Genomic DNA, 26,064 nt, shown 5'->3' with positions numbered 1-26,064 from the left:
GAATGCAACAAAGAACGCAACAAAGAATGCAAACAGATCATTGGGTATCGAGATGTTGAGCCAGCAAAAAGCGGATGGCGATCTGCTTAAAGTCTATGGGCGAGTTATTGCGATTGTGGTGGTGTTAACGCTGCTGGCTATTTTTGGCGGACGTTATGTCAATACTACCTCAAACATAGGTGGGCGTGGTTTAGAGTTTGAACATAATCGTTTTTTGAATGTCTTAGCTATGGTGCGTAGTCAGTGGTTAGCTTCTGGCCGACCTCATAAAATGCAGTTGTCCTGGCATCATATGGCATCGAATGTGACATCAAGTAAGATTAGCGATGACAATACAGTATCGAAAGATGCTCCGAGTAAGATGGATGCTATTAATACTGATGCTGATTTGGTTGGCACCGATAATTGGATTGCTATGTCTAATCAAGGTTGGCCAACCATTGACACTAATGATATCCAAGGTTGTGAACAACTGTGGGGGCATTTATTGGCAACTAATGTTCAAGAGTTAAATATTACGGTAGATTATCAGCCTGATGAGAACATTTGCCGCTACTATTCAGGCAATACAGCCAGTTTAAGTTATCAGCTACAAACGGGTAGAGTTATTTTTTTAATGAGCGATGGATAAAGTTTGTGCCATTAGTGTTAAATTTTAAATAAGCTGCTAATATTAGTGAAGTTATAGCTTAATCAGTATTATTTCCTGTTGTAGGCGCTATAGATAAGAGTGAGTTATTATGAAATTGAAACAACAAGGTTTTTCATTGATCGAGTTGGTTATTGTTATTGTCATCCTCGGTTTATTAGCCGCTACAGCGATCCCGCGTTTTTTAAATGTGACCGATGATGCTGAAGACGCCAGTGTTGATGGTGTTGCTGGTGGTTTAGCCACAGCAGTGAGTTTTGTTCGCGCACAATGGGAAGTTGATGGTCGTCGTAACAACAGCGTTATTTTAGATGGTACTAGCGTATCACTCGATACACGTTTTGGTTTTCCAACCGGCACAACCAATACTGATGTTACCTCAATGACCAACGAAACATGTCAGGAAGTATTTGATTCAGTTTTACAAAATGCTCCTAGAAATGTACTGTTCAATCAGGATGCTCGTAATCATCGTTATACCGTAAGAATGCAAAATGGTGTCGGCGGTTCATCTACCAGTATTGATGGCCAAACTGTTACTGGTCTTGATTTGTGTGTTTATCACCAAGTGGCTACTTTAGCGCTAAATCAAACGTCGGGTGTAGCAGATCCTGCGCCTGATTTAGACACTGCGGGTGCTAACGGTGTAACATATAATGCAGGTACGGGTCAGGTCGTATCTTTTACAAACAACTAATTTGATTTACCACTGTTCGCAGTGATGTTGGTTTACCCATTTATTTTCTATAGAGGTTATTTAATATGCAAAAACAACAAGGTTTTACATTAATCGAATTAGTGGTAGTGATCATTATTCTAGGTATTTTAGCGGTTACGGCAGCACCTAAGTTTATTAACTTGCAAGGTGATGCTCGTGCTTCAGCGTTATCAGGCATGAAAGCGGCAATTCAAGGTGCAAACACCTTAGTTTATTCGAAAGCAGCATTAGCTGGTGTCGAGAAAGGCATAGATCCTACTGATGGAAAAGCTAATGTAGATATCAACGATAATGATAATGTAAATATAGTATATGGCTATATTGCAGCATCAATAGTAGATCTGGAGGCCGCATTGGATGTTACATTTGCTGCAGGTGCAGATGGCGTCGCAACAGTAACTACACCTGTTACAGTTGGTGATTGGATTATCGAAGAAAGTACAGGTAGTGTTGAAATTTGGCAAGCAGGTGCACCTGCTACTTGTTCTTTTACTTATACTCAAGCAACGGCGACATCAATTCCTGCCCTTTCTCAAGTTCCTGATGCTGACGATTGTTAATACTTGATTGTTAAGTAATAAAAGCCTGCTCATGCAGGTTTTTTTTTAAGTTAAAAAAGGATATTAATCGACTCACTTGGCTTTTCTATAAAATGTGACAAGGTAATAAATAAACAGACAATAACGCCTATTTTTGCCATAATGAGTAAGTTAATATAAGTCACTGACACCATTATGGTTTAATTAATATTGAACGTTAATAATGTTCATCAGGTTGAATGAGGACATCATCATAGTGAATCGACAACATCATATTCAAGCCGGGTTTACCTTGGTTGAATTGGTTACCACCATGATTGTGATTGGTATTATTGCCGTGGCGGTGTTGCCGCGTTTGATGTCTGATTCATTTTTTAGTGCCTACAGTTTACGCAGTGAATTTATTAGTGAGTTACGCCAGGTCCAACTTAAAGCCATCCAGAATACCGATCAGTGTTATCAAATTGATGTCACATCAAGCGGTTATACGTTACGCCATTTTAGCGAAAGAGCCGCCAGCATATGTATAAACCAAGTACGTATAGAGCAACAACAAACCTTCAGCGGCAATGCTCATGTCGCCTTAACCAGTAATGCTAGCCAAGTGTTTTCGATTACCTTCGACAGCTTAGGTCGCATGTTATCTCCGGCTTGTTCTGGCCATTGCTTTAATGTGGTGGCAGATGAAACCTTAGCCATTGCGGTCGAGTCAGAGGGGTATATTTATGCTCTGTAAAACTCAATTTCATCGTTTATCACAATCTACTCGTGGCTTTACTTTAATCGAACTTGTTATTGGCATGATGGTGATCGGCATTGCGATAGTGATGCTCACCAGTATGCTTTTTCCCCAGGCGGATAGAGCAGCATCAACATTACAAAGAGTGCGTTCGGCAGAATTAGCTCATTCGGTAATGAATGAAATTTGGGGTAAGCGATATGACCAAAATACTAATCCCAATGGCGGAGTACCAGCGTGTAATGCACCTACTGGTATCGCTTGTACTGCAGCATCAGCATTAGGCCTAGACGGTGAAAGCCGAGACACGTTCAACGACGTTGATGATTATAATGGCTTGGTTGAAACCGCCAAAATGCTCGATTCAAGCCAAACTTATGCCCAAGCCTATCCTCGTTATAAGTTGAACGTATCAGTTGAATATCTTGACCCTACGACTCAAGCAAAAAAGTTAATTACTGTCTATGTGACAACACCTGCCGGTGAAGTGATCACTTACCAAGCGGTAAGGAGTAATTATTAATGTCACTTAGCAACCAAGGTAAATCTGCGGGTTTCACTTTAATTGAAATGGTTACGGTTATTTTAATTTTAGGCATTGTTGTAGTTGGGTTGAGTAGTTTTGTGATTTTTGGCACCCGAATTTTTGTCGAATCGAGTGCTGTGGATCAAGTACTCAGTCAAAGCCGTTTTGGTATCGAGCGGATGACCCGAGATATTCGCCATGCAGTGCCCAATAGTATGCGGGTACTTACCGCAACCGATGGCAGTTATCAGTGTTTGGAGTTACTGCCTATTAGCACCAGCACATCGTATCTTGAAGCACCGTTTGTGCCTCAAATTGCGCAAAATACCATAACCGCGATTAAAAGTATTCGTCCCATTAATGCTGCTCAGTCAGTGCTAATTTATCCTTTAACCAATAGCGAAATTTATAATCCTCAAGCGACTACCGCCAAACGATTTATTGTGCAGAGTGTGGCTGAAATAAGCGATCAACTCACCATTACATTAACTCAAAGTGTGCGTTTTACTGAGGCCTCACCGTTAAAACGCTTGTTTGTTGCCGATAGCCCATTAAGCTACTGCTTTGTTAATACAGCTAGCAATGTTGATCTGCGCCTGTACCAAAACTATGGTTATAAGGTCAATCAGCCTGCACCAGCAGCAATGGGCAATGGCGTATTGATGGCACAAAATGTCACTAATACCTTAGCTGTTAATCCCGCGGTGATCTTGACTCCATCGACACTGGTGACTAATGCTATAGTGCATTTGCAGCCACTATTTAGCGTCAATGGTGAAACATTTCAATATCAACATCAAGTACAGGTGATGAATGTTCCCTAAGCTGAAATTAACCCAACATTCTCAACAAGGTAGCGCACTAATTATTGGTGTATTTGTGCTAACGGTGATGTTTTTACTTGCCGCGAGTTTAATTCGTATTGTCGGTGATGCAGATGAATCTGTAAATATGGAAGTGTGGGGCACTCGAGCTTTGTTTAGTGCCAATAGCGGTGCTGGTGCGGCTTTGGCTGAGTTATTTCCACTGTTAGGTTCAGCAGCTAATTGTACTAATGTTAGCCCTACATGGACGCCGCCAAGCGGATTAAATGGGTTTCATAACTGCACCGTGTCGGTTACCTGCAATACTGCAACTGTGGGCAGTGTGACTCAATATCGTATTAACAGCTCAGCGGTATGTGAAACAGGTAATTGTGGTGGCAATGCTAACAGTTCAACATGTTTGCGAGTGAGTCGCCAAGTGGAGGTAGAAGCCCGTGGGAATTAAGTTACTTAAATATATTTTTACTCTTCTGAGCGTTTTTTTTGTGTCTAGTGCAAAAGCGGATCTGCCGCCGCAGTTAGAGCCCCCTCTTGATAGCCTGACGATCTATTCTGGTGCTGCTATTACAATGGGCGCAAGTTCAATAGTTGGTGGCAATATTCAGGTAAAAGCCGCCGCAACACTCGGTGCAAGTACAAGTGTAAGTGGCTATATTGTTGCCGGTGCTGCTGTAACTCTCGGCGCATCGGCAAAAGTTGGAGGCTATATTGAAGCCCGTGACGCCGGAACTATTGGTGCGGATTCAACCATAGGCGGTCATCTTACAACTGGAGATGCCGCTACGCTCGGTGCGAATACGATAGATGGCAATATTATGGTTGGCGGCGACCTAACGGCCGGTGCCGCGATACTCGTCGGCACGAAGGCCATTATTTCCGGTAATCTCAGATCTGGAGCTGCCGCATCTGCAGATCTTGGCGCGGATGCAATAGTTCGTGGCAATGCTACCGCTGGAACCGCCTTAACATTGGGCGCTAATGTCATCATTGATGGCAATATTCAGGCTGGAACTGGCGCTGTATCGCTTGGCGTGGATGCCGACGTGATCGGTAATGCTAGAGCTGGAACCAGCGTGACGCTCGCCGCAGGTGCAAGTGTTGGTGGCGTGATCACACAGAATAGTATTGAGCTGTTTACTAATGATCCCAAGGAACCCATAGATGATCATTTCTTAAAGCTTTCGGTGGTGCAAGCTGAGCTTGCCGCGATGATAGCACCCTTGGAAAATCAACTTCCAGCGTCGATGACCTCAAGTACTACACTCAAAAAGGGCGTCTATCATACAACGGCTCTCACGACTACCGCAGGCATAACCATCACGCTCGATGGCGAAGGCGTAGATGGTCACTGGCTTATCAATAGTGATACCTTCATTGCCTTTGGTGCGAGTACTAAAATAGTATTAAAGAATGTTACTGCTAACAGTACTATTACCTGGAATGCATTGAGCTACACATCTGCAGGTGCAAGCGCTGATCTAATCGGTAAATTTTTTGCATTTTCTTACATTCTCACCGGAGAGTTCGCTACGCTAAAAGGCATTGGTACTGGTTGTGGTGGTATGTTTACTAATACCGGAGCTGTCACATTAGGCGCCAGTAACATAATTGGATCCGTTGGTTGTACGTCTGTTGCACCTCAGAGGCCTTTTCATATGCAATTTGGTAAGGCAGCGCAGGCATCAACGTCGGTGATATTTGATAAACCGTTTCTCTCAGGTGTAACGCCGTTGGTTTTTGTTATGGCGACAATTTCAGAAGCTGATACGAATGACGATGGTCCTGCTGCAGTTTTTGTTAGTGATATTAGTAATACAGGTTTTAAGTGGACACAAAAAGAATCACCTTCTTCAGCAGGAAACTCTGTGGCATCAAAGCCTATGCCTGAGATTCATTGGATTGCAGTGACATCAGGTACTTATGATTTAAGTAACGGGACGCAACTCATTGCTGGCTCGGTACTGCAAAATAAGGCGTTGATTGGCTCAACTAATCAATATGTAGCAGTAACCTTGCCCAGTACTCAAAATGTGGTGCTTAACCAGTTGCAGACTCAAAATAATGACTGTTGGCTAACCAGTACTTCTCAATTTACGACAAGTGGTATCGAGTTAGCGATGGATGCCTCTGAGGTGCGTAATAATTCGGGTCAGTGCGAAACGGGTAAACTAGACAATAATAGTCTTAAAAGTGAAAAAATTGCCTATTTGTCAGTAAAATCAGGTAGCGGTGCGCTCATATTAAATGAAACTAATGTCAATTATCATTTTGGCCAAGGGCAAACGTTTGATGGTAATGGTACCAAAAGTGTTGCAGATCAATGTTCTGATACTACTAGTTTGACAGGTTTTACCAATGTCCCTATGTTGGTCGCCAGTAAAAATAGCCGTCGTGGTAGTGACGGTGGGTGGTTACGGCGCTGTAAGTTAACGAATACAACGGTCAGTATGGTCGATGATGAAGACACTTTTAGGGATGGTGACCGTAGACATACTCGAGAAAACTACAGTTTTGTTGCGATAGAAACACTCAAACCTGTTCGTCAGTGTTTTACTGATAAATTCGATCGTACAGATTTAGGCAGTGATTGGGTTGTTGCGCGCAGTTCAGGTAATTTCACACCTGCAATTGTTGGAAATCGTTTAAGACAAACTCAAGCCTCTTCTAATCAAGCTACGTCTACAACTTACCAGCGTTTATTTCCTGCAAAGAATAATAAAGTAGAAATTGAATTTGATCATTATGCTTATGGAGGAACTGGTGCCGATGGTATTGCTTTTGTATTGTCCGATGCATCTATAACACCACAACCTGGTGCCGCGGGCGGTCCTATGGGTTACGGTGCTCGTTCGAATGTGAATGGATTTGCCGGAGGTTGGTTAGGGTTTGGTATTGATGAGTATGGTAACTTTTCTGCTGAGGGTGGGCCAAGTGGTCCAGGTCGACGCAGACAGTCGGTATCGATTCGAGGTTCTGGCTCAGGCACATCTGGTTATCCTTATTTACGCGGGACATGTAGTAATGGCTCTATAAATCAGAATGGGGATTGTTTGTCTCCTAAAGTTGATAACAATAATGTTTCACCTGCACATCGATACCGTATTACGGTTGATTCATTGATCGCTAATCAGTCCATTGTTAAGGTTGAACGCAATACTGGAAGTGGTTTTGTTGAAATTATTCCAGCATTTAATGCAGCAGGCATTTCCACTCAAGCTGCAATACCTGATAACTTTGTATTATCGTTGACCGGCTCGACGGGTGGCTCTACCAATAATCATGAAATTGATAATGTAGAGATTTGTGCGCTCGACTCAAATCCAATAGGTGTCCAAATAGATCACTTTGAATATTCATATTCTGGCCAAGGGATCACCTGCACACCTAAAACATTGTCGATTAAAGCGTGTGCCAATGCGGATTGTACGCAGACAGTGGCCGATACCGTTACAGCAACTTTAAGCCCTGCAACAGTCACCGGTGGTGGCGGTTGGGTTGGTGGTAACGTGATAACGTTTACTGGTGGGCAAAAATCAGATTTACAACTAAGACGTAATACTCCAGGCACAGTTACTTTAGGTGTTACAGGGTCTACGCCAAGCACTAAAGCATTCAGTAAAACCTTGTGCCGTGTTAATGGTAGCGCCGCGAGTGAGGCTAACTGTGGTTTAGTGTTTGCAGACAGTGGTTTCATTTTTGATGTGCCGGATAAGTTGGCTAACAAACCAACAGGTAATGTATCCATTAGTGCAGTGAAAAAATCGGATAGTACTCTTCAATGTGTACCTACTTTTGCTAGTACAACCAAAAACGTCGGTTTTTGGAGTACTTATATTGAGCCGACTACGTTAATTAGTGGTCAATCGGTAATCGTGAATGCAACAGCTGTGGGTAAACAGAGTAGCGCAGCAACCACGCTTGCGTTGGCATTCGATGCAGAAGGAAAAGCAGATATTATTGTTAACTATCCTGATGCAGGAAAAATGCAGCTAGATGCAAAGTATACTGGCACAGGCGATGAGCAGGGGTTGATCATGTTAGGTTCAGATCAGTTTGTTAGTTTCCCTGTAGGCTTATGCGTTACCCCCAAAGATAGTGTTGCAGAGTGCTCTGCAAATATTAGTAGTACTTGTAATCGATATAAAAAAGCTGGCGAGTCATTTGATTTAATTATTCAAGGTAAAGCATGGCAAGCGGATGGGGACACAAATTACTGCGATAATGTGAATACCCCTAATTATTCCCATACTAACATTGTATTAGGTCATCAGTTGGTTGCTCCAGCCGGAGGTGTGTTAGGGGCTGTGGGATCATCGCTATACAATCATGTCGCCCAAACCACTAACAGTAATACCGTGTCTCAGTCGGTAACCGAAGTTGGTGTGTTTCAGTTTACCGCTAACCCACCGATCCCGTATTTAGGGTCGAGTTTTTATGACATTCCACTGGCAGCATCGCCTAACATCGGCCGTTTTGTACCAGACCGCTTTGTGGTGAGTAGTTCAAGTGTATTGCCATCTTGCGGTAGCTTTACTTACATGGATCAACCTTTTGGCCTGACGTTGACTTTAAGCGCCTTGAATACCGGTACTTATATCACTAAAAATTATCAAGGAGCCTTTGCTAAAGGTAGTGCAAGCCTTGTGGGTGAAAACATCAATAATGGTGTAGATTTGAGTGGTAGATTAAGTGCTTTACCAATAAATGCTGGTTCTTGGGCGTTGGGTGAAGCAAACGTCGGATTATCTTATCAAGCAAATTTTCGTCGTACCGTGGCACCGGCTGTGGATGGACCATTTAGTCAGTTAGCTCTTGGCGTACAAGCATTTGATAATGATGGAGCGGTGTCGTTTATTGCCTCACCTGATATGCGTGCAGACAGCAGTGCTATTTGCGCTGACAGTAACACCTGCAATGCGAAACAATTGTCGACTCAAGATTTTCGTCATGGCAGAGTGGTGATGGATAATACCTATGGCCCTGAAAATGAAATTTTACGCATGCCAACGTATGCTCAATATTGGAATGGTAGCGGCTGGATAACTAACGTCAGTGATAGCTGTACTCGAGTGTTCGATCTACTTGATGGTAGCGAAGTATACAACCCATTATTAACCTCTGGTGAAACCGTTACCCGTAGTGATGGCAACAGTGCCGTGAACGTTACGATGAACAATGGCCAACTCCCCTTATTATGGCAAAACACGGGTTCTGTCGCATATCGAGGTCAAGTGACCGCACCGCTACAAGTCGAGGATTGGCTTAAGTGGTATTGGAATTGGGACCAAGTAAGTCCGACTCAGCTCTATGACCCAAGAGCAAGTGCGTACTTTGGTCGCTACCGAGGCCATGATAAGATCATTTATTGGCGTGAGGTTAGTCAATGATCCGAATAAAAAAGCATCTCTTTTACGCTTTTTAGGATTAAATTTGACCGATTAGCATTTTTTTAGATACTTTTACAAAAAAAAACGTCAGATTAGCAATTGTTAACCTGTTCGGTCTTGTAGAATGGGGGTGTCATTGATAAAGTTAGCTGATTTTTCTTCTTCTGATTTCACAGAATACAGGCCTGATACATGTTCAAAAAGCTGCGCGGCATTTTTTCTAACGACCTATCCATCGATTTAGGTACGGCAAATACTCTTATTTATGTTCGCGATGAAGGCATCGTGTTGAACGAACCCTCAGTGGTTGCCATTCGCGGCGAACGCAATAGCAATGGACCAAAGTCAGTTGCTGCAGTCGGTAGAGAGGCAAAACAAATGCTAGGCAGAACGCCTGGTAATATTCAAGCTATTCGTCCAATGAAAGACGGCGTAATTGCCGATTTTTATGTTACCGAAAAAATGCTTCAGCACTTTATCAAACAAGTGCACAACAACAGTTTTTTCCGTCCTAGTCCTCGCGTACTCGTGTGTGTTCCGGTAGGCGCGACTCAAGTTGAACGCCGTGCTATTCGCGAATCAGCGATGGGTGCAGGTGCTCGTGAAGTTTACCTAATTGAAGAGCCAATGGCTGCTGCGATTGGTGCGGGTTTACCAGTATCTGAAGCGACCGGTTCTATGGTTGTCGATATTGGCGGTGGTACGACCGAAGTGGCGATTATTTCATTGAATGGCGTGGTGTATTCTTCATCAGTGCGTATCGGTGGAGATAAGTTTGACGATGCCATTATCAATTATGTTCGTCGTAACTACGGTAGTTTAATTGGTGAAGCAACAGCTGAGCGTATTAAGCATACTATTGGTACCGCATACCCTGGTGACGAAGTACTTGAAATTGAAGTGCGCGGTCGTAACCTTGCTGAAGGTGTACCAAGAAGTTTCACCTTAAACAGCAATGAAATCTTAGAAGCATTACAAGAGCCATTATCTGGCATTGTGAGCGCGGTAATGGTTGCCCTTGAGCAATCACCACCGGAGCTAGCGTCAGATATTTCTGAGCGCGGCATGGTATTAACTGGCGGTGGTGCATTACTTCGTGACCTAGACCGTTTATTAATGCAAGAAACCGGTATTCCAGTTATGGTCGCAGACGATCCACTGACCTGTGTTGCTCGTGGTGGTGGTAAAGCTCTTGAAATGATTGATATGCACGGTGGTGATTTGTTCTCTGAAGAGAACTAATTATCAACTGCTGAGCGGCTTTGTTAATGGCATTTTATGGGTTAACAAAGTTGCGAACAATTTATGAAACCAATTTTCGTTCGTGGCGTCTCGAGTCAATTTAGATTGACACTGGCAATTATTTTGTCGGTGGCATTACTTATGACCAATAATCGCCTTGATCCAATACGCCAATCTTTATCCTCAGTATTAAGTCCTCTACAGTATTTAGCCAATGTACCAGGGGTGATGCTCGACTGGTCAGCCGAGGCTTTTGCCACCCGCAATATGCTTGAACTGCAAAACAAAGAACTGTTACGCCAACAACTGGTTATGTCAGAACGTTTACAACGTTTTGAGCATGTTCGCCAAGAAAATGAGCGTTTACGTGCATTACTCGGTTCGCCTGTGCACATGGATTCTCGTAAAATGGTGGCTGAAGTGATGGAAGTTGCCAGTGACCCATTTCGTCAATTTGTGGTATTAAATCATGGTTCACAAACCGGCATTTATGTTGGTCAACCTGTGGTTGACGCCCAAGGTGTTGTGGGACAGGTGGTGGAGGTTAGTGAGTTTACCAGTCGAGTATTGATGGTGTCAGATACCACTCATGGTATTCCGGTACGTGTTACCCGTAACGATGTGCGGGCCATTGCGAATGGCATGGGTGATATTGATCAAATTGAACTCCGTCATGTGGCTAAAAGTACTGACATTATAGTGGGTGATTTATTAGTCACTTCAGGGCTGGGTAATCGTTTTCCTGAAGGGTATCCCGTCGCGCGCGTTATTAGTGTGTCGCGTGATGATGGCCAGAGTTATGCCGTGATTTATGCTCAGCCTTTGGCAGCGCTAGATCGTATTCGATACGTGTTACTTATTTGGCCTGATGAAACCAAACCGTTTACGCTGCCTAATGACGTACAAGAGTTAATAAAAGAAGCGGCAGATAAAGCCGCTGCCACTGCAAATTCTTCAGCGCCCCAACCTCAACCCGTAGAAACAACCACTACACCAGTAACAAGCGAGGTAAACCAATGAGCGCACATATTGCAAATGGTCGCTTAGTGGTATGGCTGACCTTATTCATCGGGATGATGTTTCAGATTATGCCGTTGCCAAAAATGGTAGAAGCCTGGCGACCGGATTGGCTATTGATGGTGATGATGTATTGGGCCATGGCGCTACCGCATCGTTACAGTATTCTCACTGCGTGGTTGTTAGGGGTGATGCTTGATGTGTTGTTGGGCGCCCATTTAGGCATCCGCTCATTAGCGCTGTCATTAGTGATTTATATTGTGGTGTTGTTGTGTCAACAGTTACGCAATTACCCTCGCTGGCAGCAGTCGTTACTGGTTGCTTGTTTTATTTGTATTTATCATGCTGTGATCTTTTGGGTGCAGTTTGTTGTCGTAGGCGCCGCCCCATTTAATGTGGACATGTTTTTACCCGCTATTTCGAGTTTATTTATTTGGTGGTGGGTGTTCTGGGTGTTACGCAATATGCGCCGCCATTATAAAGTACGTTAATCCAACGCACTAACGTGAGTACGGTATTAATGTACACTAATTAGGGTAAATAACCGATGGCATGGGTACTGGCTTCAACATCACCAAGAAGAAAAGAATTATTGGCACAAGCAGGATTTAGTCATCTCGATTTTTCGTTTCAGCTTGTCGCACCCAACATTGATGAAACACCTTTGTTGACTGAAACGGCAGAGCAATATGTCTGTCGTCTCGCACTTGAAAAAGCCCAAGCGGGCCTAGTGCTTAGCGGTCATGTGGTTAAGCCTCAAGTTCTGGGTTCAGATACGATAGTGGTGTTAAATGGCCTGATATTAGGTAAACCAACAGATTTAAATGATGCCAAACGTATGCTGGCATTATTATCCGGTCAAACTCACGAAGTGATGACCGCGGTAGCGTTAACAGACGGTGAACACACCTTTAACCGACTATGCCGTACCCAAGTGAGCTTTTGTGAATTGTCTGCAGCAGACATAGATGCTTATGTTGCCTCAGGTGAACCGATGGACAAAGCCGGTGCTTACGGTATACAAGCTCTGGGTGGTTGTTTTGTTAAATCGATTACTGGCAGTTACTCTGCAGTGGTTGGTTTGCCGTTAGTCGAAACACGTGAATTATTAGCCTGCATGATGCAGCAAACTTAACCTTTGCTTTAATCGGTCATCTACGGTGGTACAACTGCTGTCAATATTACGATTGGAGCATGACCCGAATACTGGTGGCTTATGAACATAAAAGCACAACGTAAAAAAGGCACAGAATTACTTATCAATGTCACGCCAACAGAAGCGCGTGTTGCATTAGTCGAGCATGGTGTTTTACAAGAGGTGCATATTGAACGTCGCATGAAGCGAGGTTTGGTCGGCAATATTTACAAAGGTAAAATCAGCCGTGTCCTCCCAGGTATGCAAGCCGCGTTTGTTGATATTGGCTTAGATAAAGCTGCTTTCTTACATGCCTCAGATATTGTTCCTCATACCGAATGTGTTGCCGATGTCGAAAAAGGCAACTTTGTGGTGCGTGATATTGCTGAGCTCGTGCGTCAAGGGCAAGACATTATGGTGCAAGTGGTCAAAGACCCACTCGGTACCAAAGGCGCCCGCCTTACGACTGACATTACCTTACCCTCACGTTATTTAGTCTTTATGCCTGGTTCTAGTCATGTTGGCGTATCGCAACGTATTGAGCTTGAAGACGAACGTCAACGCCTTAAAAATATTACTCTTCCTTATGTTGATGATGATGGCGGCTTTATTATTCGTACCGCGGCTGAAAATGTGGGTGAAGATGAGCTTGCTCAAGATGCAGCCTTTTTACGCCGGGTGTGGGCTAAAGTCAGCGAGCGTCGTAAGCGTAAAGGCGTCACTTTACTGTATCAAGACTTAGCCTTACCAGTGCGGATCATTCGTGATTTTGTCGGAACCGAACTTGACCATATTCAAGTCGATTCGCGTCGAACTTATGCAGAGCTGCAACAGTTCGTGCAAGAGTTTATGCCTGAAATTGCGGATAAAATTGAGCATTATGCTGGCCCTGCACCTATCTTTGAATTGTATGATGTTGAAAACGAAGTTCAACGGGCTTTGGGCCGTAAAGTTGAACTTAAGTCTGGTGGTTATTTAATCATTGACCAAACTGAAGCCATGACCACCGTCGACATTAATACCGGCGCATTTGTTGGCCATCGCAACTTAGAAGAAACCATTTTCAATACTAATCTCGAAGCCACTCAAGCAATTGCAAGGCAACTACGGTTACGCAATTTGGGTGGGATTATCATTATCGACTTTATCGATATGTTAAGTAAGGAACACCAAGCGCGGGTGCTAGAAAGCTTAAATGCAGCATTGGCGTTAGATCGCGTTAAAACCAGTGTCAGTGGTTTTTCGGGCTTAGGTTTAGTGGAAATGACCCGTAAACGTACTCGCGAAAGTTTAGAGCATGTGGTGTGTGGTGAATGCCCTTCCTGTAAAGGCACCGGCACCATGAAAACGATTGAAACCGTGTCTTATGAAATTTTTCGAGAGATTATCCGTTTAGACCGAGCATACAAAGCCGATGAGTTTTTACTGTATTGCTCGCCGGCGGTGTATATGAGCTTTAGTGGTGATGAATCGCATTTGCTGGCAGAATTAGAAGTCTACATTGGTAAGCGTATTCGTTTGCAAAATGAACCGTTATACATTCAAAGTAAATATGATGTGGTGATGATGTAGTGTCGACAACTCAGGCAGTAACTATCAACAGATTATGTTGGCAAATTTTGGCTATCGCGCTGGTGCTTTTTGCACTGGTTGTGAGCCTTATTCGTGGTTTATTGCCCCATATTCCTGAAGTACGTACTGAGTTAATCCATTATCTTGAAAGTGAATACCAACTGCATGTGCAGATGGATAAACTGAGTGCAGAATGGCAAGCTTTTGGGCCAGCACTTACCGTTAATAATTTAGTCTTACCGCCACAAGATAACTTACCGATTACCGTTATCAGCGAAAATGTGCATATCAAACTCGATTTTTGGCAATCGCTTTTCACCTTGAGCCCACAGATTGAAACGGTAGTATTTGATGGCGTTAAAGTCGCGTTAAATCTTGATGAGTTAGCGGCTAGTGATGACCAGGCTACAGTGGGCGATAAAGCTAATCTTGATTGGTTATATGGTCTGTTACTAGAACAGCTGGGACATTTTTCAATTACCGACGCGTCTTTACAACTGGTGAGTAAACAACATGCTTATCAGCCGATTTTTATCGATAATCTGCTATGGCAAAACACGGCTAATCGTCACCAAGCGCAAGGTATTATCCACGTCGATCAGCTTAAGTCGGAGCAAGAGCAATTAACATTACGCATTGACCTTACAGGGGATGGTTATCAACCCGATACTGTAGCAGGCCAGCTTTATGTTACCGCAGACTCATTAGACCTAGGTGAATGGGCGTCAAGGCAGCATACCGCTCAAACAAACACTGATAATATTGAATTTCAAGGCGTGATAAACCTCGATGCGTGGATGACATTTGCTCATCGTCAAATTCGTGATGGCATATTGGTTTTTAAACCCAGCTGGTTGCAATGGCACGATGCAGACACCCAGCAAAAATTTGCAATTAACTCAGGTTCATTGCTATGGACTCTACAACCCGATGGTTGGAAAATAGACAGCCACGATTTAGATTTATCGACCAATGATCAAACTTGGCCATCATTGACATTGGCAATTGGCACTCGCGAGGGTGACTTTTTTGGTTACGCTAACCAGATTATTCCAGCGAACTTAACCCCAATGTTGCCGCTAGTGCCCGATTTGGGTAAGCAGCAAGTGAATATTTGGCAACAACTCAACCCTCAAGGGCTAATTGGGCCGATTAGGCTGTATAAACCGGACGACAAACCCCTTATTGCCAAGGTCGAGTTACAGCAATTACAGTGGCAACCTTATCTGTCAGTACCTGGTATTAGCCCTATTGATGCTCAATTAACCTGGGCCAATAATCAACTCGAGTTTGCCTTACCAGAGCAGGAGTATACGCTCGATTTTAGCGGTGATTTTGGTCAACCAATTGTGCTGCGCGGCAGCCCAATTATGGGGCGTTATAATGTCGAACAACAACGCTTAACAGTACCTAATATTGAATTTATTAATGATGATATTGCCCTGCAAGCAGGTTTGAATCTTGAGTTTGCCCAGCAGACACATATGGGTTTAGCTGCTCATGTCACTATTAATGATGTCTCTCATCTTGGGCGGTATTTTCCATTAATGGCGATGAGCCCCAATTTAATCAACTACCTGAATGACGGTTTAGTGGCTGGGAATATAAACGATGCACAAGTCGTTTGGCATGGTGCATTAGGCGATTATCCTTATCAAGATAGCAGTGGAGTATTTCAAGCTGGCTTTACCCTTGATAGCGGCATCTTTAAATTCCAACCAAATTGGCCTGCCGTTAGCTCGCTCACGCTTTCCGCATTATTTGAAAATGACATGATGGATTTGCATATTGATCAGGGCAAACTCGATAACGTGGTGGTGGACGGTGCGCGAGTTTCTATTCCACATCTTGGTAAAGAATCTTTATTAAGAGTAGAAGCAGATATCACCACCGATGCACAAGCCGCCACCAAAGTGATTAATGCCTCTTCATTGCGGGGTTCTGTTGGGGCAACGTTAGATGTGGTGCAAATTCAGCGAAATATTAATACCACATTAGATCTTTCCATTCCCTTATATAAAGGGGGTGAACAATTGATTAAAGGCCAAGTCACACTTGATAATAACCCAGTGTTTATTAACTCGCCTGGTTTAGATTTACAGGCTGTGTCAGGGCAAGTGAGCTTTGTAAATCAATTGATTGAAGGTAAAAATATTAAGGCCAGATTATTTCAACAGCCGTTAACGTTTAGCGTAAAGACCGGTAAACACAACAGCAATTTAGCATTGAATGTCGATATGCGTGGCAAATGGGATCTTGATGCTCTGCCTGCCAGTTTACATAACCCAATGACGGAAACGTACCATGGGCTGCTAGACTGGAACGGCGGGCTAACCATGATTTTTGACCCCAGTGGTTACAGCTTACAAGTCTCTGCTAATTCCGATCTTATCGGTACGTCATTGGATTTACCGATGCCTTATCAAAAATCTGCAGACGAGCCCAGAAAGCTAAGTGCGGATCTTATTGGCGATAACAAACAATCATCATTGAGTATTAAGTTGGGTAATGATCTGGAGTTTTGGGGTGGATTTAATGCTGATAGTGGCAGTCAGCTTGCCTATTATGATGTCATGATTGGTCGCCACTTTAGACTAGGTGATAACTTAAATAAGCAACAAGGACATCTACATTTAGACTTGCCAAAAGTGGATTTAGCGCAGTGGCTCCCGCTTATCAATCGCTTTAGTGCCACCGCAGAACCTGAAGTGATCACCTCATCGGTACGCGACCGTATCTTAACGGCTGCAGAGCTACCTGGCGCTACAGCACAACATAATGCCACCTCACCGATTGAAGCTACAGCCCCCGCATTCCCTAAATTAGTCGGTATTCATGCCAACATCGCTCAATTAAATGTATTGGGACAATCATTTGATAAACTGCATTTTGATGCTCAACCCACTGAACATGTGTGGCGCGTTGATGCTGATTCACAACAGTTTGCGGGACGTATCGATTTTTATCCTAACTGGCGTGACCAAGGCATCAAAGTGGTCGCGAAAAAGCTGCATTTATTCCCGGTAGTGAGTGGCCCTGAAACCGTTGAGTTAGCGCCAACGTCGATGCTAGAGCATCTGCCCACTTTAGCTGTAGATGTTGATGACTTTAGCGTTAATGATTTATCTCTAGGCCACTTAGTGTTACAAGGTTTACCACATAAGCAAGGCTACCAATTTCAAACTATTTCCATCACAAAGCCGACGGTAGCATTACAGGCCAATGGCTTATGGTCTGTCGAAAATGGAACCGATAAAACCCTATTTGAGGTTAATTTACAGGCTGACAAGTTTGATGACCTATCGACGATGTTAAAAATAAACCCTGGGCTACAAGATGCACCGCTGGACCTCTCCGGTCAGTTATCTTGGCAAGGCGCACCTTATCACTTCGCCCTCGACACCTTAAACGGCCAACTTAAGTTTGATTTGGGCAAAGGTCATTTATCGGAAATTAGTGATAAAGGTGCCCGAGTGTTTTCGTTATTTAGTTTAGATTCGTTGTTGCGCAAATTATCGTTAGATTTTTCGGACGTGTTTGGCGAAGGTTTATATTTCAATACATTTAACGGTAACTTGACGATTGATAATGGGGTGGTTAAAACCACCGATTCTGAAATGGATGCTATTGCTGGTAATATGCGAGTAAGAGGCTACACCGACTTAACCACCCAAAGCTTAAATTATGACATTCGTTTTGTGCCACAACTTGCGTCAAGTGTGCCAACCGTGGTGTTATTGAGTACGAGTGCATGGACCCTAGGTTTAGGCGCGTTTGCCCTAACGAAAGTGTTAGAACCGGTTATTGAAGTTATCTCTGAAATTCGTTTCCGAGTCACCGGTACCATGGACAACCCGCAGCTAGAAGAGCTTGAGCGTAAGAGTAAAGAAATCGAAATACCTAAAGCAATTTTACCGCAAGCGGACGAGACCAGTGTAGAGACGACTATTGGAACTAAAGCCAAAGCTAACTTAGATACTACAGCTAACGTAGAAACTAAAGCTAACATAGACAGTAAAGCAGAAAATAACGTTGAGGCAGATGTTCAGCGTGGCGATAACGCTCGTGAAGCGGAAGATAAATCGCTACCAAGAAGTTCGCCATCCACGCAACTTATGCCTGGTATCGATAGTTTATCTGATGTAAATCAACCGTCAGCGACTGACACTGAAGTTGATCGAATGCGCAAAACTTTAGCCGAGCCAGCAACTAACGTCGTTATGCTACCAGGAGTGAGAAATGCAAATCAGCTTATTACAATGTCAAAGCAGTCGCGATGTCAAAGCCAATCTCGCGTTTGTCGACTCGCAGCTTAAAGACTTACCCCGCGAGGCCGATGAAGCGCAATTAGTGGTGTTGCCCGAGTGTTGTTTATTGTTTGGTGGCCATGAAAGCCAGCAACTTGAACATGCTGGCAACGAGCATCAAAGTGAGCTTAAAGATGCATTAGCTGCAATGGCAAAACAATACCAAGTGTATTTTATTGCCGGCACCATTCCCATGCGTGCTGATGATGGTAGAGTCTTTAGCCGCTGTTATTTTTTTGATGATCATGGCGTCACCCTAGGTCATTACGATAAACTGCATTTATTCGATGTTGAGGTGGCAGATGGCACCAAGACTTATCGTGAAAGTGATACCTTTCATCCCGGTGATAGCATTTGTGTTATAGACACCCCTTTTGGCAAAGTCGGCTTAGCCGTTTGTTACGATATCCGTTTTGGCGATATGTTTCGAGCGTTGCGTTTAGCGGGAGCAGACTATATTGCGTTACCTTCTGCTTTTACCAAAGTCACTGGTGAAGCGCATTGGCAGGTGTTATTACAAGCCCGAGCCATTGAAACTCAATGTTATTTGTTGGGGGCGGGCCAATGGGGACAACATAACCAGGGCAGTCGAGAAACATGGGGTCACAGTATGATCGTCGACCCATGGGGCCGAGTGATTGCAGAGCAAGCCACTGAATGCGGCTGGGTACAAGCTAAAGTCGATTTAACGGAACTACGGCGTATTCGTCAACAAATGCCAGTGATAGGCCATAATCGATTTATAGAACCGCAGTTGAAATAACACTGGTTGAAATAATACTGGTTTAAATAATACTGGTTTAAATAATACTGGTTGAAATAACACTGAACGAGCCTGACAGAAACCAAATTCGCAGTACGCGTTACCAATTAAAAAAGAGAGTTTTAATGCCATTTTTAACCCAAGTAGAGCAGAGTTTATTGCAAGATGGATTAACCTTAGATGGACTGCAAGGTTACTTAAATACCATTCATCAACACAATATCGATTTTTCAGACCTGTATTTCCAAGCTTGTCGTCATGAGTCTTGGGTATTAGAAGATGGCATTGTAAAAGAAGGTAGCTTTCACATTGAACGTGGAGTAGGTGTGCGCGCTATTACCGGCGAAAAAACCGGTTTTGCTTATGCTGACGAAATCACCCCAGCAGCTTTAGATGCAGCAGCAAAAGCTGCCCGCGGAATTGCCAGTGCTGGTGAGCAACATAAAGTACAAGCTTTTAAGCGCCAAACAGCCCATAAATTGTATGACAGTGCTGACCCAATAGCGGCTATGGACGAAGTGAAGAAAATCGATTTGTTAAAGCAAGCCGATGCTTATATTCGTAGTCTCGACAGCCGTATTATTCAAGTCGTCGTAAGTTTATCGGGCGTACATGAAGAAATATTGATAGCCGCCAGTGACGGCACATTAGCAGCAGATATTCGTCCATTAGTACGCTTTAACTGTAGTGTTATCTTAGAAGACAAAGGTAAGCGCGAACGTGGCAGTGCTGGTGGCGGTGGTCGTCACGATTACAGCGCCTTTTTAGCCACCGATGAAGCTGGCTTACCGCAGAGTTTTGAGTTTGCCCGCGAAGCGGTACGCCAAGCTCAAGTTAATGTACACGCTATTGATGCACCTGCCGGTGAAATGACCGTGGTGTTAGGTAATGGTTGGCCTGGTGTTTTATTGCATGAGGCAGTTGGCCATGGCTTAGAAGGCGACTTTAACCGTAAAGGCAGCAGTGCATTTAGCGGTAAAATGGGCCAGCAGGTGGCGTCTACCTTAGTGACCATCGTGGATGACGGCACCTTAGAAAATCGTCGCGGTTCATTAAGCATCGATGATGAAGGCGTGCCAAGCCAAAAAACCATCTTAATTGAGAACGGTATTTTAAAAGGTTACATGCAAGACAAGTTAAATGCCCGCTTAATGGGGCAAGAGCCTACAGGTAACGGTCGCCGTGAATCTTATGCGCATTTACCTATGCCGCGCATGACCAATACCTATATGAACGCAGGTGAGTCAAACCCAGCCGACATTATTAAGTCGGTTAAAAAAGGCATTTACGCGCCTAACTTTGGTGGCGGACAGGTCGACATTACTTCAGGTAAATTTGTGTTCTCGGCTTCTGAAGCCTATTTGATTGAAGACGGTGAAGTGACTCAGGCGATTAAAGGCGCGACCTTAATTGGTAATGGCCCTGAAGCTATGGGACTCATTTCAATGGTAGGTAATGACTTAGCCTTAGATAAAGGTGTTGGCGTGTGCGGTAAAGACGGACAAAGCGTACCCGTTGGTGTGGGTCAGCCTACTCTAAAAATTGATCGCCTAACGGTTGGTGGCACTGCTTAACACTAACTTTTACTGTAATGGTCACTCACTGAGTGTTTATGCTCAGTGAGTTATGGTGATCTTCACTGTGATCACTATCTTATGTGAGTGAATATGCACGTTATGATCTAGTGGCTGTGATAATAACGGAATTACGTTATAATTCATCAAGGAATTAGAGTATTAACTCTAGAGGTGTTTATGGTTGCACAACGTCTTATCAGTACATATTGTCGCAGACGAGTGAACTTTACTCTGTGTTTCAGTGTTTTATTTGTCCATCTTAGTCTTTTTGCTGAACCCGTTACCTTTAGTCATGCTTGGCAGCAATTGGCGCAAGTGAGTGATCAGCTTCAAGCTAAAGCTCAGCTAGTCAACCGCGCCAAAGCGGAAGAGGATGCCGGTGATGCGTTAAATTACCCATCGCTTAATATTGCTGGTAGCTATACTCGCCTCGAAAAACCTATCGAACTTGATTTACGTGACTTAAATCCATTAGCGACTCTCGACACAAGTACATTACCAGCAGCTCTTAGTAGTGCATTAGCTGAAATCCCAGGCTCTCTCTTTGTCACTCCTTTTACCGAACAAGATGTATTTCGTGCCAGTTTACAAGCCATGTGGCCCATTTATACCGGTGGTAAAATTACTGCAGCCCAAGGAATACATGCTGCCCAAGTTTCAGAGAGAGAACAAGAGTTTGCCTTAGCTCAGCGTGAGTTATTTCTTCAGTTAGTTGATCGCTACTACGCAGTATCGGTGACAAAAACCTTGGTAGATACCCAAAAGCAGCTGGTGGACTCGTTAACTTTGCATGTGAGTCATGCCCAAAAATTAGAACAACAAGGCCAAATAGCCAAGGTTGAACGCTTAAATGCCCAGGTCGCATTAGAAAATGCCAAAGTCAACTGGGGCAAAACCAAGCGTCAATACGAAATGACTGAAATTGCGCTAGCAAGGATGTTACATATACCGTCGGTCGATCCTATTTCGGCACTGTTTTTACTCGAACAACAACCTTCATTGCCCCGCCTTAGCCAGCTGACATTAACTCAGCATCCGGCGTTAAAACTACTCGAAGCTAAAGAAGCTCAAGCCAATGGTTTAGTCGACTTAGAAAAGGGCAGTTACTACCCCACGGTGTATTTATACGGCAACTACACCTTGTATGAAGATGACAGCTTATTTTCTCAAGTAGAGCCGGACTGGATGGTGGGTGTTGGTATGAGCATACCGCTTATTAGCCGTGATGGTCGCAGTGGAAAAGTGCTCGCGGCGAAAAGTGCTTTACTGCAAGCGCGTTACACCAAAGCACAAACCAAACAAGATTTAAGTTTGTTGATTGATCAGAGTTATCGGCAAATGCTGCAAGCTAAAGAAGAAGCGGATGCGCTGGATGTGTCATTAGCATTGGCGACCGAGAATTTACGATTGCGAGAGTTGTCCTTTAACCAAGGCTTATCCACTTCAATTGACCGAATTGATGCCGAGTTGAGCTTAACTGCAGTGAAAACTCAGCAATTAGGTGCAAAATATCGTTATATGCAAGCCTATGCCAAAGTGATGGCCATTAGTGGTCAAGTAGATGAATTTATTAACCGAACTCAACTTCAAGGGGCTGCTTATGCGGGCTAACAAGATTATTGCAGTGGTCGCATTCGTGCTAGTTATATTATTGTTAGGGTACGGTGTAATGCTAGCTTTTACGCCTCAACCGACAGTGTTGCAAGGGCAAATAGAAGCTCGTGAATATAATATCTCGTCTAAAGTTCCTGGACGAGTTGAGCAAGTTTTGGTTCGCAAAGGCGACCAAGTCAATGTGAATGATATTTTGTTTGCCATCAGCAGCCCAGAATTAGATGCTAAGTTACTGCAGGCTCAAGGCGGCCTTGAAGCGGCAACGGCTATGCAGCAACAAGCTAAAAATGGCGCAAGGCAGCAACAAGTTACCGCAGCTAAAGAACAGTGGTTAAAAGCCAAGGCTGCAACCGAACTTAGCCTAAAAACTTACCAACGAATTGAAAACTTATTTGATGAAGGTGTTGTCGCACGGCAAAAGCGCGATGAAGCTTATACCCAATGGCAAGCGGCTAAATATACCGAGCAAGCAGCTTACGCTATGTATCAAATGGCAAATGAAGGCGCGCGGGTTGAAACTAAAGCCGCAGCCGCAGGAAAAACTCGTATGGCAGAAGGTGCGGTTAACGAGGTCAATGCCATTTTAGCCGACAGCCAAATGCGCTCACCTAAAAAAGCGGAGGTGAGTGAAGTATTATTACAAGCAGGTGAGCTTGCGCCGAGTGGTTTTCCGGTGGTAAGCATTATTGATATGAGTGATGCGTGGGCCGTTTTACAAGTTAGAGAAGATTTGTTGAAGCTATTTAAACAAGATCAAACTGTCATGTTAGATATTCCAGCACTACAGCAGCAAGTCGAATTTACCGTTTCGCACGTTAGTGTTATGGGTAATTTTGCCACTTGGCGCTCGACAGAGAGCGGCCATGACTTTGATATGCGTACCTTTGAAGTTGAACTGACACCTAGGCAAAAGATTGTCGATTTACGAGTTGGTATGTCGGTATTGTTTCGTGCCGACAAGCTTGCCGAACATTAATAAGGCTTGCTGATGAGGCATTTATTCAGGCGAGAATGTAAAGCGTTGTGGAATTCACCATGGCAACTTGCCTTGGTGAGCTATATTCCGCTAATTAGCGTGATCGCACTTTGGTGGTTATTTAGTGCGGGGTTGCCAAGGCAGCTCCCTGTTGCCGTGGTTGACTTAGATAACAGCCAAATTAGCCGCATGCTAACAAGGCAATTATCGGCCAATGCCGTGATTGCACCACGTTCATTTGCCAATGAAGCTGCGGCGATTGAAGCTATGCGTCAAGCGCAAGTATACGGGCTAGTTATTTTACCTTACCAGCTCAGAAAAGATTTACTCACATCAAAACAACCCACTATTGATATTCGCTATAACAGCCAATTTTTGTTAGTAGGTAAGTTATTATCCAGCCAACTACAACTCAGCCTTGCTGAGGGGTTAACGCAAATTGGCGAGGAGAGCCTATTACTTAAAGGCGCAAATAAAGCCACCGTTGATGTGAGCTTAACGCCTATTAGTAACCAAACGACGGCGTTATTTAACCGAAATAATAACTATGTTGGTTTTTTAGTCCCGCCTATATTGATTGCATTATGGCAATTACTGTCGATGTTGGTATTCGTTAATAGTGTTAATGCGGAGCTTATTCCTCAAGGTGAACGCTATTATTTAGCCCGAAACATTTGGCCAAAAGTGTGGGTTAAAGTGTTATTTTATAGTCCGATCATGCTCGTTCATAGTGGCTTTATTTTAGTGTGGTTATACCACTATTTAGCTTTGCCCGTTGCGGGGTCATTATGGCTACTGTTACTGGCGCAGGCGTTCATGCTCATGGCATTGTGGTTGTTAGTATTGGTGATTTTTATGATTATGCGTGACAGTGCTCGCACGGTCAGTTTCTGTACCGCATTATTTGCTCCAGCATTTGCGTTTATGGGAATAACCTTTCCCGTAAACGATATGCCCGTATTGGCTAAATGGTGGCGGTTGGTGATGCCATCGAGTCACTATATAGACTCTCATATCAGCGTCGTCAGTTATGGTGTTGGCTTGCCGCAAGTATTGACTCAAATCAGTTCTTATTGGGGCTTTTTACTGTTATTGCCTTTGCTTTATGTGCTGGGCCGCCACGCGCAGAAAATACCGCCACAGGGTCATGTTAGTCACCCGGTTACTCTGGAGGTCAACCGATGAACTTCTGGCAATTAATCGTAGCAGAATGCAAAGCTATATTGGCTGACAAAGCGATTGTGATGACGCTATTTGGTGGAGTGTTATTTTACTCGGTTCTGTATCCGTTACCGTATTTGAATCAGGTGCCGACAGAGCAAAAGGTCGTGGTGGTAGATCATGATAATTCGTCACTCAGTAGGTTGGTGACTCGCCACGCAGATGCCAGTGCTAAGATAAAAATACTCGCTAAGGTAAGCAGTATTGAGCAAGCACAAATGTGGATCGATCAAGGTAAAGCTCACGGCTTACTGGTTATTCCGACTAACTTTAGACGCGATTTGTTGTTAGGCAAGGGTGCAACATTAAGTTACGGCGGCGATGCGAGTTACTTTCTGATTTATTCAGCCGTAGTAGAAGGCTTAGTGTCAGCCGGTATAGATGCCAGTAAACAAGTGCAGTTAATTGGTTTATTGGCTCGGGGCCAAAACCCCCAACTTGCCCAGCAAGCTGTTAATTCTATTAATATTAATTCAGTTCCAGCGTTTAACCCCAGTTTAGGCTACACACCGTATGTGGTGCCGGGATTATTTTTATTAATTCTGCATCAAACCTTATTAATTGGCACCGGTATTTTGGGTGCAGGCCAATGGCGCAAACCCGGTTATTGGCAGCAAGTACGTCCAGTAACCTTGGTGCTTGCACGGTTAAGTGTGTTTATGATGATTTACGCGCTATTTAGTAGTTTCTATTTAGGTTTTTGTTTTTATTGGTACAAAGTAAGCGTGGTGGCTACGGTGATTGAAGTTGGGCTATTTATGTTGCCCTTTCTATTAGCCACGGGATCGTTAGGTATTTATCTTAGCAGTTTATTTAATCGTCGAGAATTACCTACCCAATTGTATTTACTGGTGTCGATGCCGATTTTATTTGTGTCAGGGTTTGTGTGGCCGATTGCATTAATTCCAGAACCATTGGTATTAGCATCTCAAGTTATTCCAGCTGTTCCAGCGATTATGGGGATGCTCGAGTTAAATCAATTAGGAGCTGGTTGGTCGGCGGTAATGCCTAAATGGTTACAATTGTGGGGCTTGTTTGCAGTATTCGTCACGATGGCCATAGTTGCCATTAGGCGGAAACAGAAAAATGTTGATGTTGCATCATAAATCACCCATAGAAGTTAGCCAGGTTTTATCATATCGAAATAACGTTATAGCTAGGTTTGTCACTGAGTAAAAAAAATAGACAGTTATCTTCTCGATAGACCTGTCTATTTCATTTGTTTTATGGGGTTTATTGTTGACTGATAAAGGGCAAC

General features: G+C 43.8%; 20 protein-coding genes. All 20 read left to right on the top strand.

The genetic code is table 11. From position 1 onward, the window contains the following. The first annotated feature begins 52 nt into the window (after window positions 1-52). The 20 genes from HNW13_RS12510 to HNW13_RS12415 all read left to right on the top strand — a co-directional run bounded on the left by HNW13_RS12510 (window position 53) and on the right by HNW13_RS12415 (window position 25,912). The gene (locus HNW13_RS12510; RefSeq protein WP_192116397.1) at window positions 53-631 is read left to right on the top strand and encodes a hypothetical protein; all 579 of its coding nucleotides are present in this window, start codon (window positions 53-55) and stop codon (window positions 629-631) included. A gap of 109 nt (window positions 632-740) precedes the next feature. Next, window positions 741-1,346 (top strand): type II secretion system protein, encoded by a 606-nt coding sequence (locus HNW13_RS12505; protein ID WP_101087690.1) that lies wholly within the window; start codon window positions 741-743, stop codon window positions 1,344-1,346. 65 nt (window positions 1,347-1,411) lie between these two features. Next, the gene (locus HNW13_RS12500; protein WP_192116396.1) at window positions 1,412-1,927 is read left to right on the top strand and encodes a prepilin-type N-terminal cleavage/methylation domain-containing protein; all 516 of its coding nucleotides are present in this window, start codon (window positions 1,412-1,414) and stop codon (window positions 1,925-1,927) included. Between the two features lie 235 nt (window positions 1,928-2,162). Beyond that, on the top strand, window positions 2,163-2,642 hold the full coding sequence (locus HNW13_RS12495; RefSeq protein ID WP_347813085.1) for a type II secretion system protein: 480 nt from the start codon (window positions 2,163-2,165) through the stop codon (window positions 2,640-2,642). Beyond that, complete coding sequence (locus HNW13_RS12490; RefSeq protein WP_192116394.1) at window positions 2,632-3,168, top strand: type II secretion system protein; 537 nt, start codon at window positions 2,632-2,634, stop codon at window positions 3,166-3,168. Before HNW13_RS12495 ends, HNW13_RS12490 begins: the two co-directional genes overlap by 11 nt. Further along, complete coding sequence (locus HNW13_RS12485; RefSeq protein ID WP_192116393.1) at window positions 3,168-3,995, top strand: type II secretion system protein; 828 nt, start codon at window positions 3,168-3,170, stop codon at window positions 3,993-3,995. The genes HNW13_RS12490 and HNW13_RS12485 overlap by 1 nt, the downstream gene beginning before the upstream one ends. After that, the gene (locus HNW13_RS12480; protein ID WP_192116392.1) at window positions 3,985-4,440 is read left to right on the top strand and encodes an MSHA biogenesis protein MshP; all 456 of its coding nucleotides are present in this window, start codon (window positions 3,985-3,987) and stop codon (window positions 4,438-4,440) included. Before HNW13_RS12485 ends, HNW13_RS12480 begins: the two co-directional genes overlap by 11 nt. Continuing rightward, complete coding sequence (locus tag HNW13_RS12475) at window positions 4,430-9,382, top strand: DUF6701 domain-containing protein (protein WP_208062863.1); 4,953 nt, start codon at window positions 4,430-4,432, stop codon at window positions 9,380-9,382. The genes HNW13_RS12480 and HNW13_RS12475 overlap by 11 nt, the downstream gene beginning before the upstream one ends. A gap of 192 nt (window positions 9,383-9,574) precedes the next feature. After that, window positions 9,575-10,624 carry a rod shape-determining protein gene (locus HNW13_RS12470; protein WP_011639153.1) on the top strand — a complete coding sequence of 350 codons (1,050 nt, stop codon included), beginning with the start codon at window positions 9,575-9,577 and terminating at the stop codon, window positions 10,622-10,624. 63 nt (window positions 10,625-10,687) lie between these two features. Then, on the top strand, window positions 10,688-11,644 hold the full coding sequence (gene mreC / locus HNW13_RS12465) for a rod shape-determining protein MreC (protein WP_101087684.1): 957 nt from the start codon (window positions 10,688-10,690) through the stop codon (window positions 11,642-11,644). After that, a complete protein-coding gene (gene mreD, locus HNW13_RS12460) occupies window positions 11,641-12,132 on the top strand; it encodes a rod shape-determining protein MreD (RefSeq protein WP_011639151.1) in 492 nt (163 codons plus the stop codon). The genes mreC and mreD overlap by 4 nt, the downstream gene beginning before the upstream one ends. A gap of 56 nt (window positions 12,133-12,188) precedes the next feature. Continuing rightward, on the top strand, window positions 12,189-12,776 hold the full coding sequence (locus HNW13_RS12455; RefSeq protein ID WP_101087683.1) for a nucleoside triphosphate pyrophosphatase: 588 nt from the start codon (window positions 12,189-12,191) through the stop codon (window positions 12,774-12,776). A gap of 81 nt (window positions 12,777-12,857) precedes the next feature. Next, window positions 12,858-14,348, top strand: coding sequence for a ribonuclease G (gene rng / locus HNW13_RS12450; RefSeq protein ID WP_059747760.1), 1,491 nt, complete (start codon window positions 12,858-12,860; stop codon window positions 14,346-14,348). Further along, the gene (locus HNW13_RS12445; protein ID WP_192116390.1) at window positions 14,348-18,664 is read left to right on the top strand and encodes a YhdP family protein; all 4,317 of its coding nucleotides are present in this window, start codon (window positions 14,348-14,350) and stop codon (window positions 18,662-18,664) included. The genes rng and HNW13_RS12445 overlap by 1 nt, the downstream gene beginning before the upstream one ends. Beyond that, a complete protein-coding gene (locus tag HNW13_RS12440) occupies window positions 18,588-19,418 on the top strand; it encodes a carbon-nitrogen hydrolase family protein (protein WP_101087681.1) in 831 nt (276 codons plus the stop codon). The genes HNW13_RS12445 and HNW13_RS12440 overlap by 77 nt, the downstream gene beginning before the upstream one ends. Window positions 19,419-19,543: 125 nt before the next feature. Beyond that, the gene (gene tldD, locus HNW13_RS12435; protein WP_192116389.1) at window positions 19,544-20,992 is read left to right on the top strand and encodes a metalloprotease TldD; all 1,449 of its coding nucleotides are present in this window, start codon (window positions 19,544-19,546) and stop codon (window positions 20,990-20,992) included. Between the two features lie 180 nt (window positions 20,993-21,172). Further along, window positions 21,173-22,606, top strand: coding sequence for a TolC family protein (locus HNW13_RS12430; protein WP_243756251.1), 1,434 nt, complete (start codon window positions 21,173-21,175; stop codon window positions 22,604-22,606). Next, window positions 22,596-23,585, top strand: coding sequence for a biotin/lipoyl-binding protein (locus HNW13_RS12425; protein ID WP_192116388.1), 990 nt, complete (start codon window positions 22,596-22,598; stop codon window positions 23,583-23,585). The genes HNW13_RS12430 and HNW13_RS12425 overlap by 11 nt, the downstream gene beginning before the upstream one ends. 12 nt (window positions 23,586-23,597) lie before the next feature. Next, window positions 23,598-24,770, top strand: a complete 1,173-nt coding sequence (locus tag HNW13_RS12420; protein WP_192116387.1) for an ABC transporter permease — start codon at window positions 23,598-23,600, stop codon at window positions 24,768-24,770. Continuing rightward, on the top strand, window positions 24,767-25,912 hold the full coding sequence (locus HNW13_RS12415) for an ABC transporter permease (RefSeq protein ID WP_192116386.1): 1,146 nt from the start codon (window positions 24,767-24,769) through the stop codon (window positions 25,910-25,912). The genes HNW13_RS12420 and HNW13_RS12415 overlap by 4 nt, the downstream gene beginning before the upstream one ends. The last annotated feature ends 152 nt before the right edge of the window (window positions 25,913-26,064 follow it).

Source organism: Shewanella sp. BF02_Schw, assembly GCF_014596695.2.
GTDB lineage: Bacteria > Pseudomonadota > Gammaproteobacteria > Enterobacterales > Shewanellaceae > Shewanella.
This window is presented reverse-complemented; position numbering and strand designations above follow the sequence as displayed.

Bases quoted from the DNA above. Each gene is read 5' to 3' on its own strand.
- HNW13_RS12510 (WP_192116397.1), top strand. From the start codon at position 53: ATGTTGAGCCAGCAAAAAGCGGATGGCGATCTGCTTAAAGTCTATGGG.
- HNW13_RS12505 (WP_101087690.1), top strand. From the start codon at position 741: ATGAAATTGAAACAACAAGGTTTTTCATTGATCGAGTTGGTTATTGTT.
- HNW13_RS12500 (WP_192116396.1), top strand. From the start codon at position 1,412: ATGCAAAAACAACAAGGTTTTACATTAATCGAATTAGTGGTAGTGATC.
- HNW13_RS12490 (WP_192116394.1), top strand. From the start codon at position 2,632: ATGCTCTGTAAAACTCAATTTCATCGTTTATCACAATCTACTCGTGGC.
- HNW13_RS12485 (WP_192116393.1), top strand. From the start codon at position 3,168: ATGTCACTTAGCAACCAAGGTAAATCTGCGGGTTTCACTTTAATTGAA.
- HNW13_RS12480 (WP_192116392.1), top strand. From the start codon at position 3,985: ATGTTCCCTAAGCTGAAATTAACCCAACATTCTCAACAAGGTAGCGCA.
- HNW13_RS12470 (WP_011639153.1), top strand. From the start codon at position 9,575: ATGTTCAAAAAGCTGCGCGGCATTTTTTCTAACGACCTATCCATCGAT.
- mreC (WP_101087684.1), top strand. From the start codon at position 10,688: ATGAAACCAATTTTCGTTCGTGGCGTCTCGAGTCAATTTAGATTGACA.
- mreD (WP_011639151.1), top strand. From the start codon at position 11,641: ATGAGCGCACATATTGCAAATGGTCGCTTAGTGGTATGGCTGACCTTA.
- HNW13_RS12455 (WP_101087683.1), top strand. From the start codon at position 12,189: ATGGCATGGGTACTGGCTTCAACATCACCAAGAAGAAAAGAATTATTG.
- rng (WP_059747760.1), top strand. From the start codon at position 12,858: ATGAACATAAAAGCACAACGTAAAAAAGGCACAGAATTACTTATCAAT.
- HNW13_RS12440 (WP_101087681.1), top strand. From the start codon at position 18,588: ATGCAAATCAGCTTATTACAATGTCAAAGCAGTCGCGATGTCAAAGCC.
- tldD (WP_192116389.1), top strand. From the start codon at position 19,544: ATGCCATTTTTAACCCAAGTAGAGCAGAGTTTATTGCAAGATGGATTA.
- HNW13_RS12430 (WP_243756251.1), top strand. From the start codon at position 21,173: ATGGTTGCACAACGTCTTATCAGTACATATTGTCGCAGACGAGTGAAC.
- HNW13_RS12425 (WP_192116388.1), top strand. From the start codon at position 22,596: ATGCGGGCTAACAAGATTATTGCAGTGGTCGCATTCGTGCTAGTTATA.
- HNW13_RS12420 (WP_192116387.1), top strand. From the start codon at position 23,598: ATGAGGCATTTATTCAGGCGAGAATGTAAAGCGTTGTGGAATTCACCA.
- HNW13_RS12415 (WP_192116386.1), top strand. From the start codon at position 24,767: ATGAACTTCTGGCAATTAATCGTAGCAGAATGCAAAGCTATATTGGCT.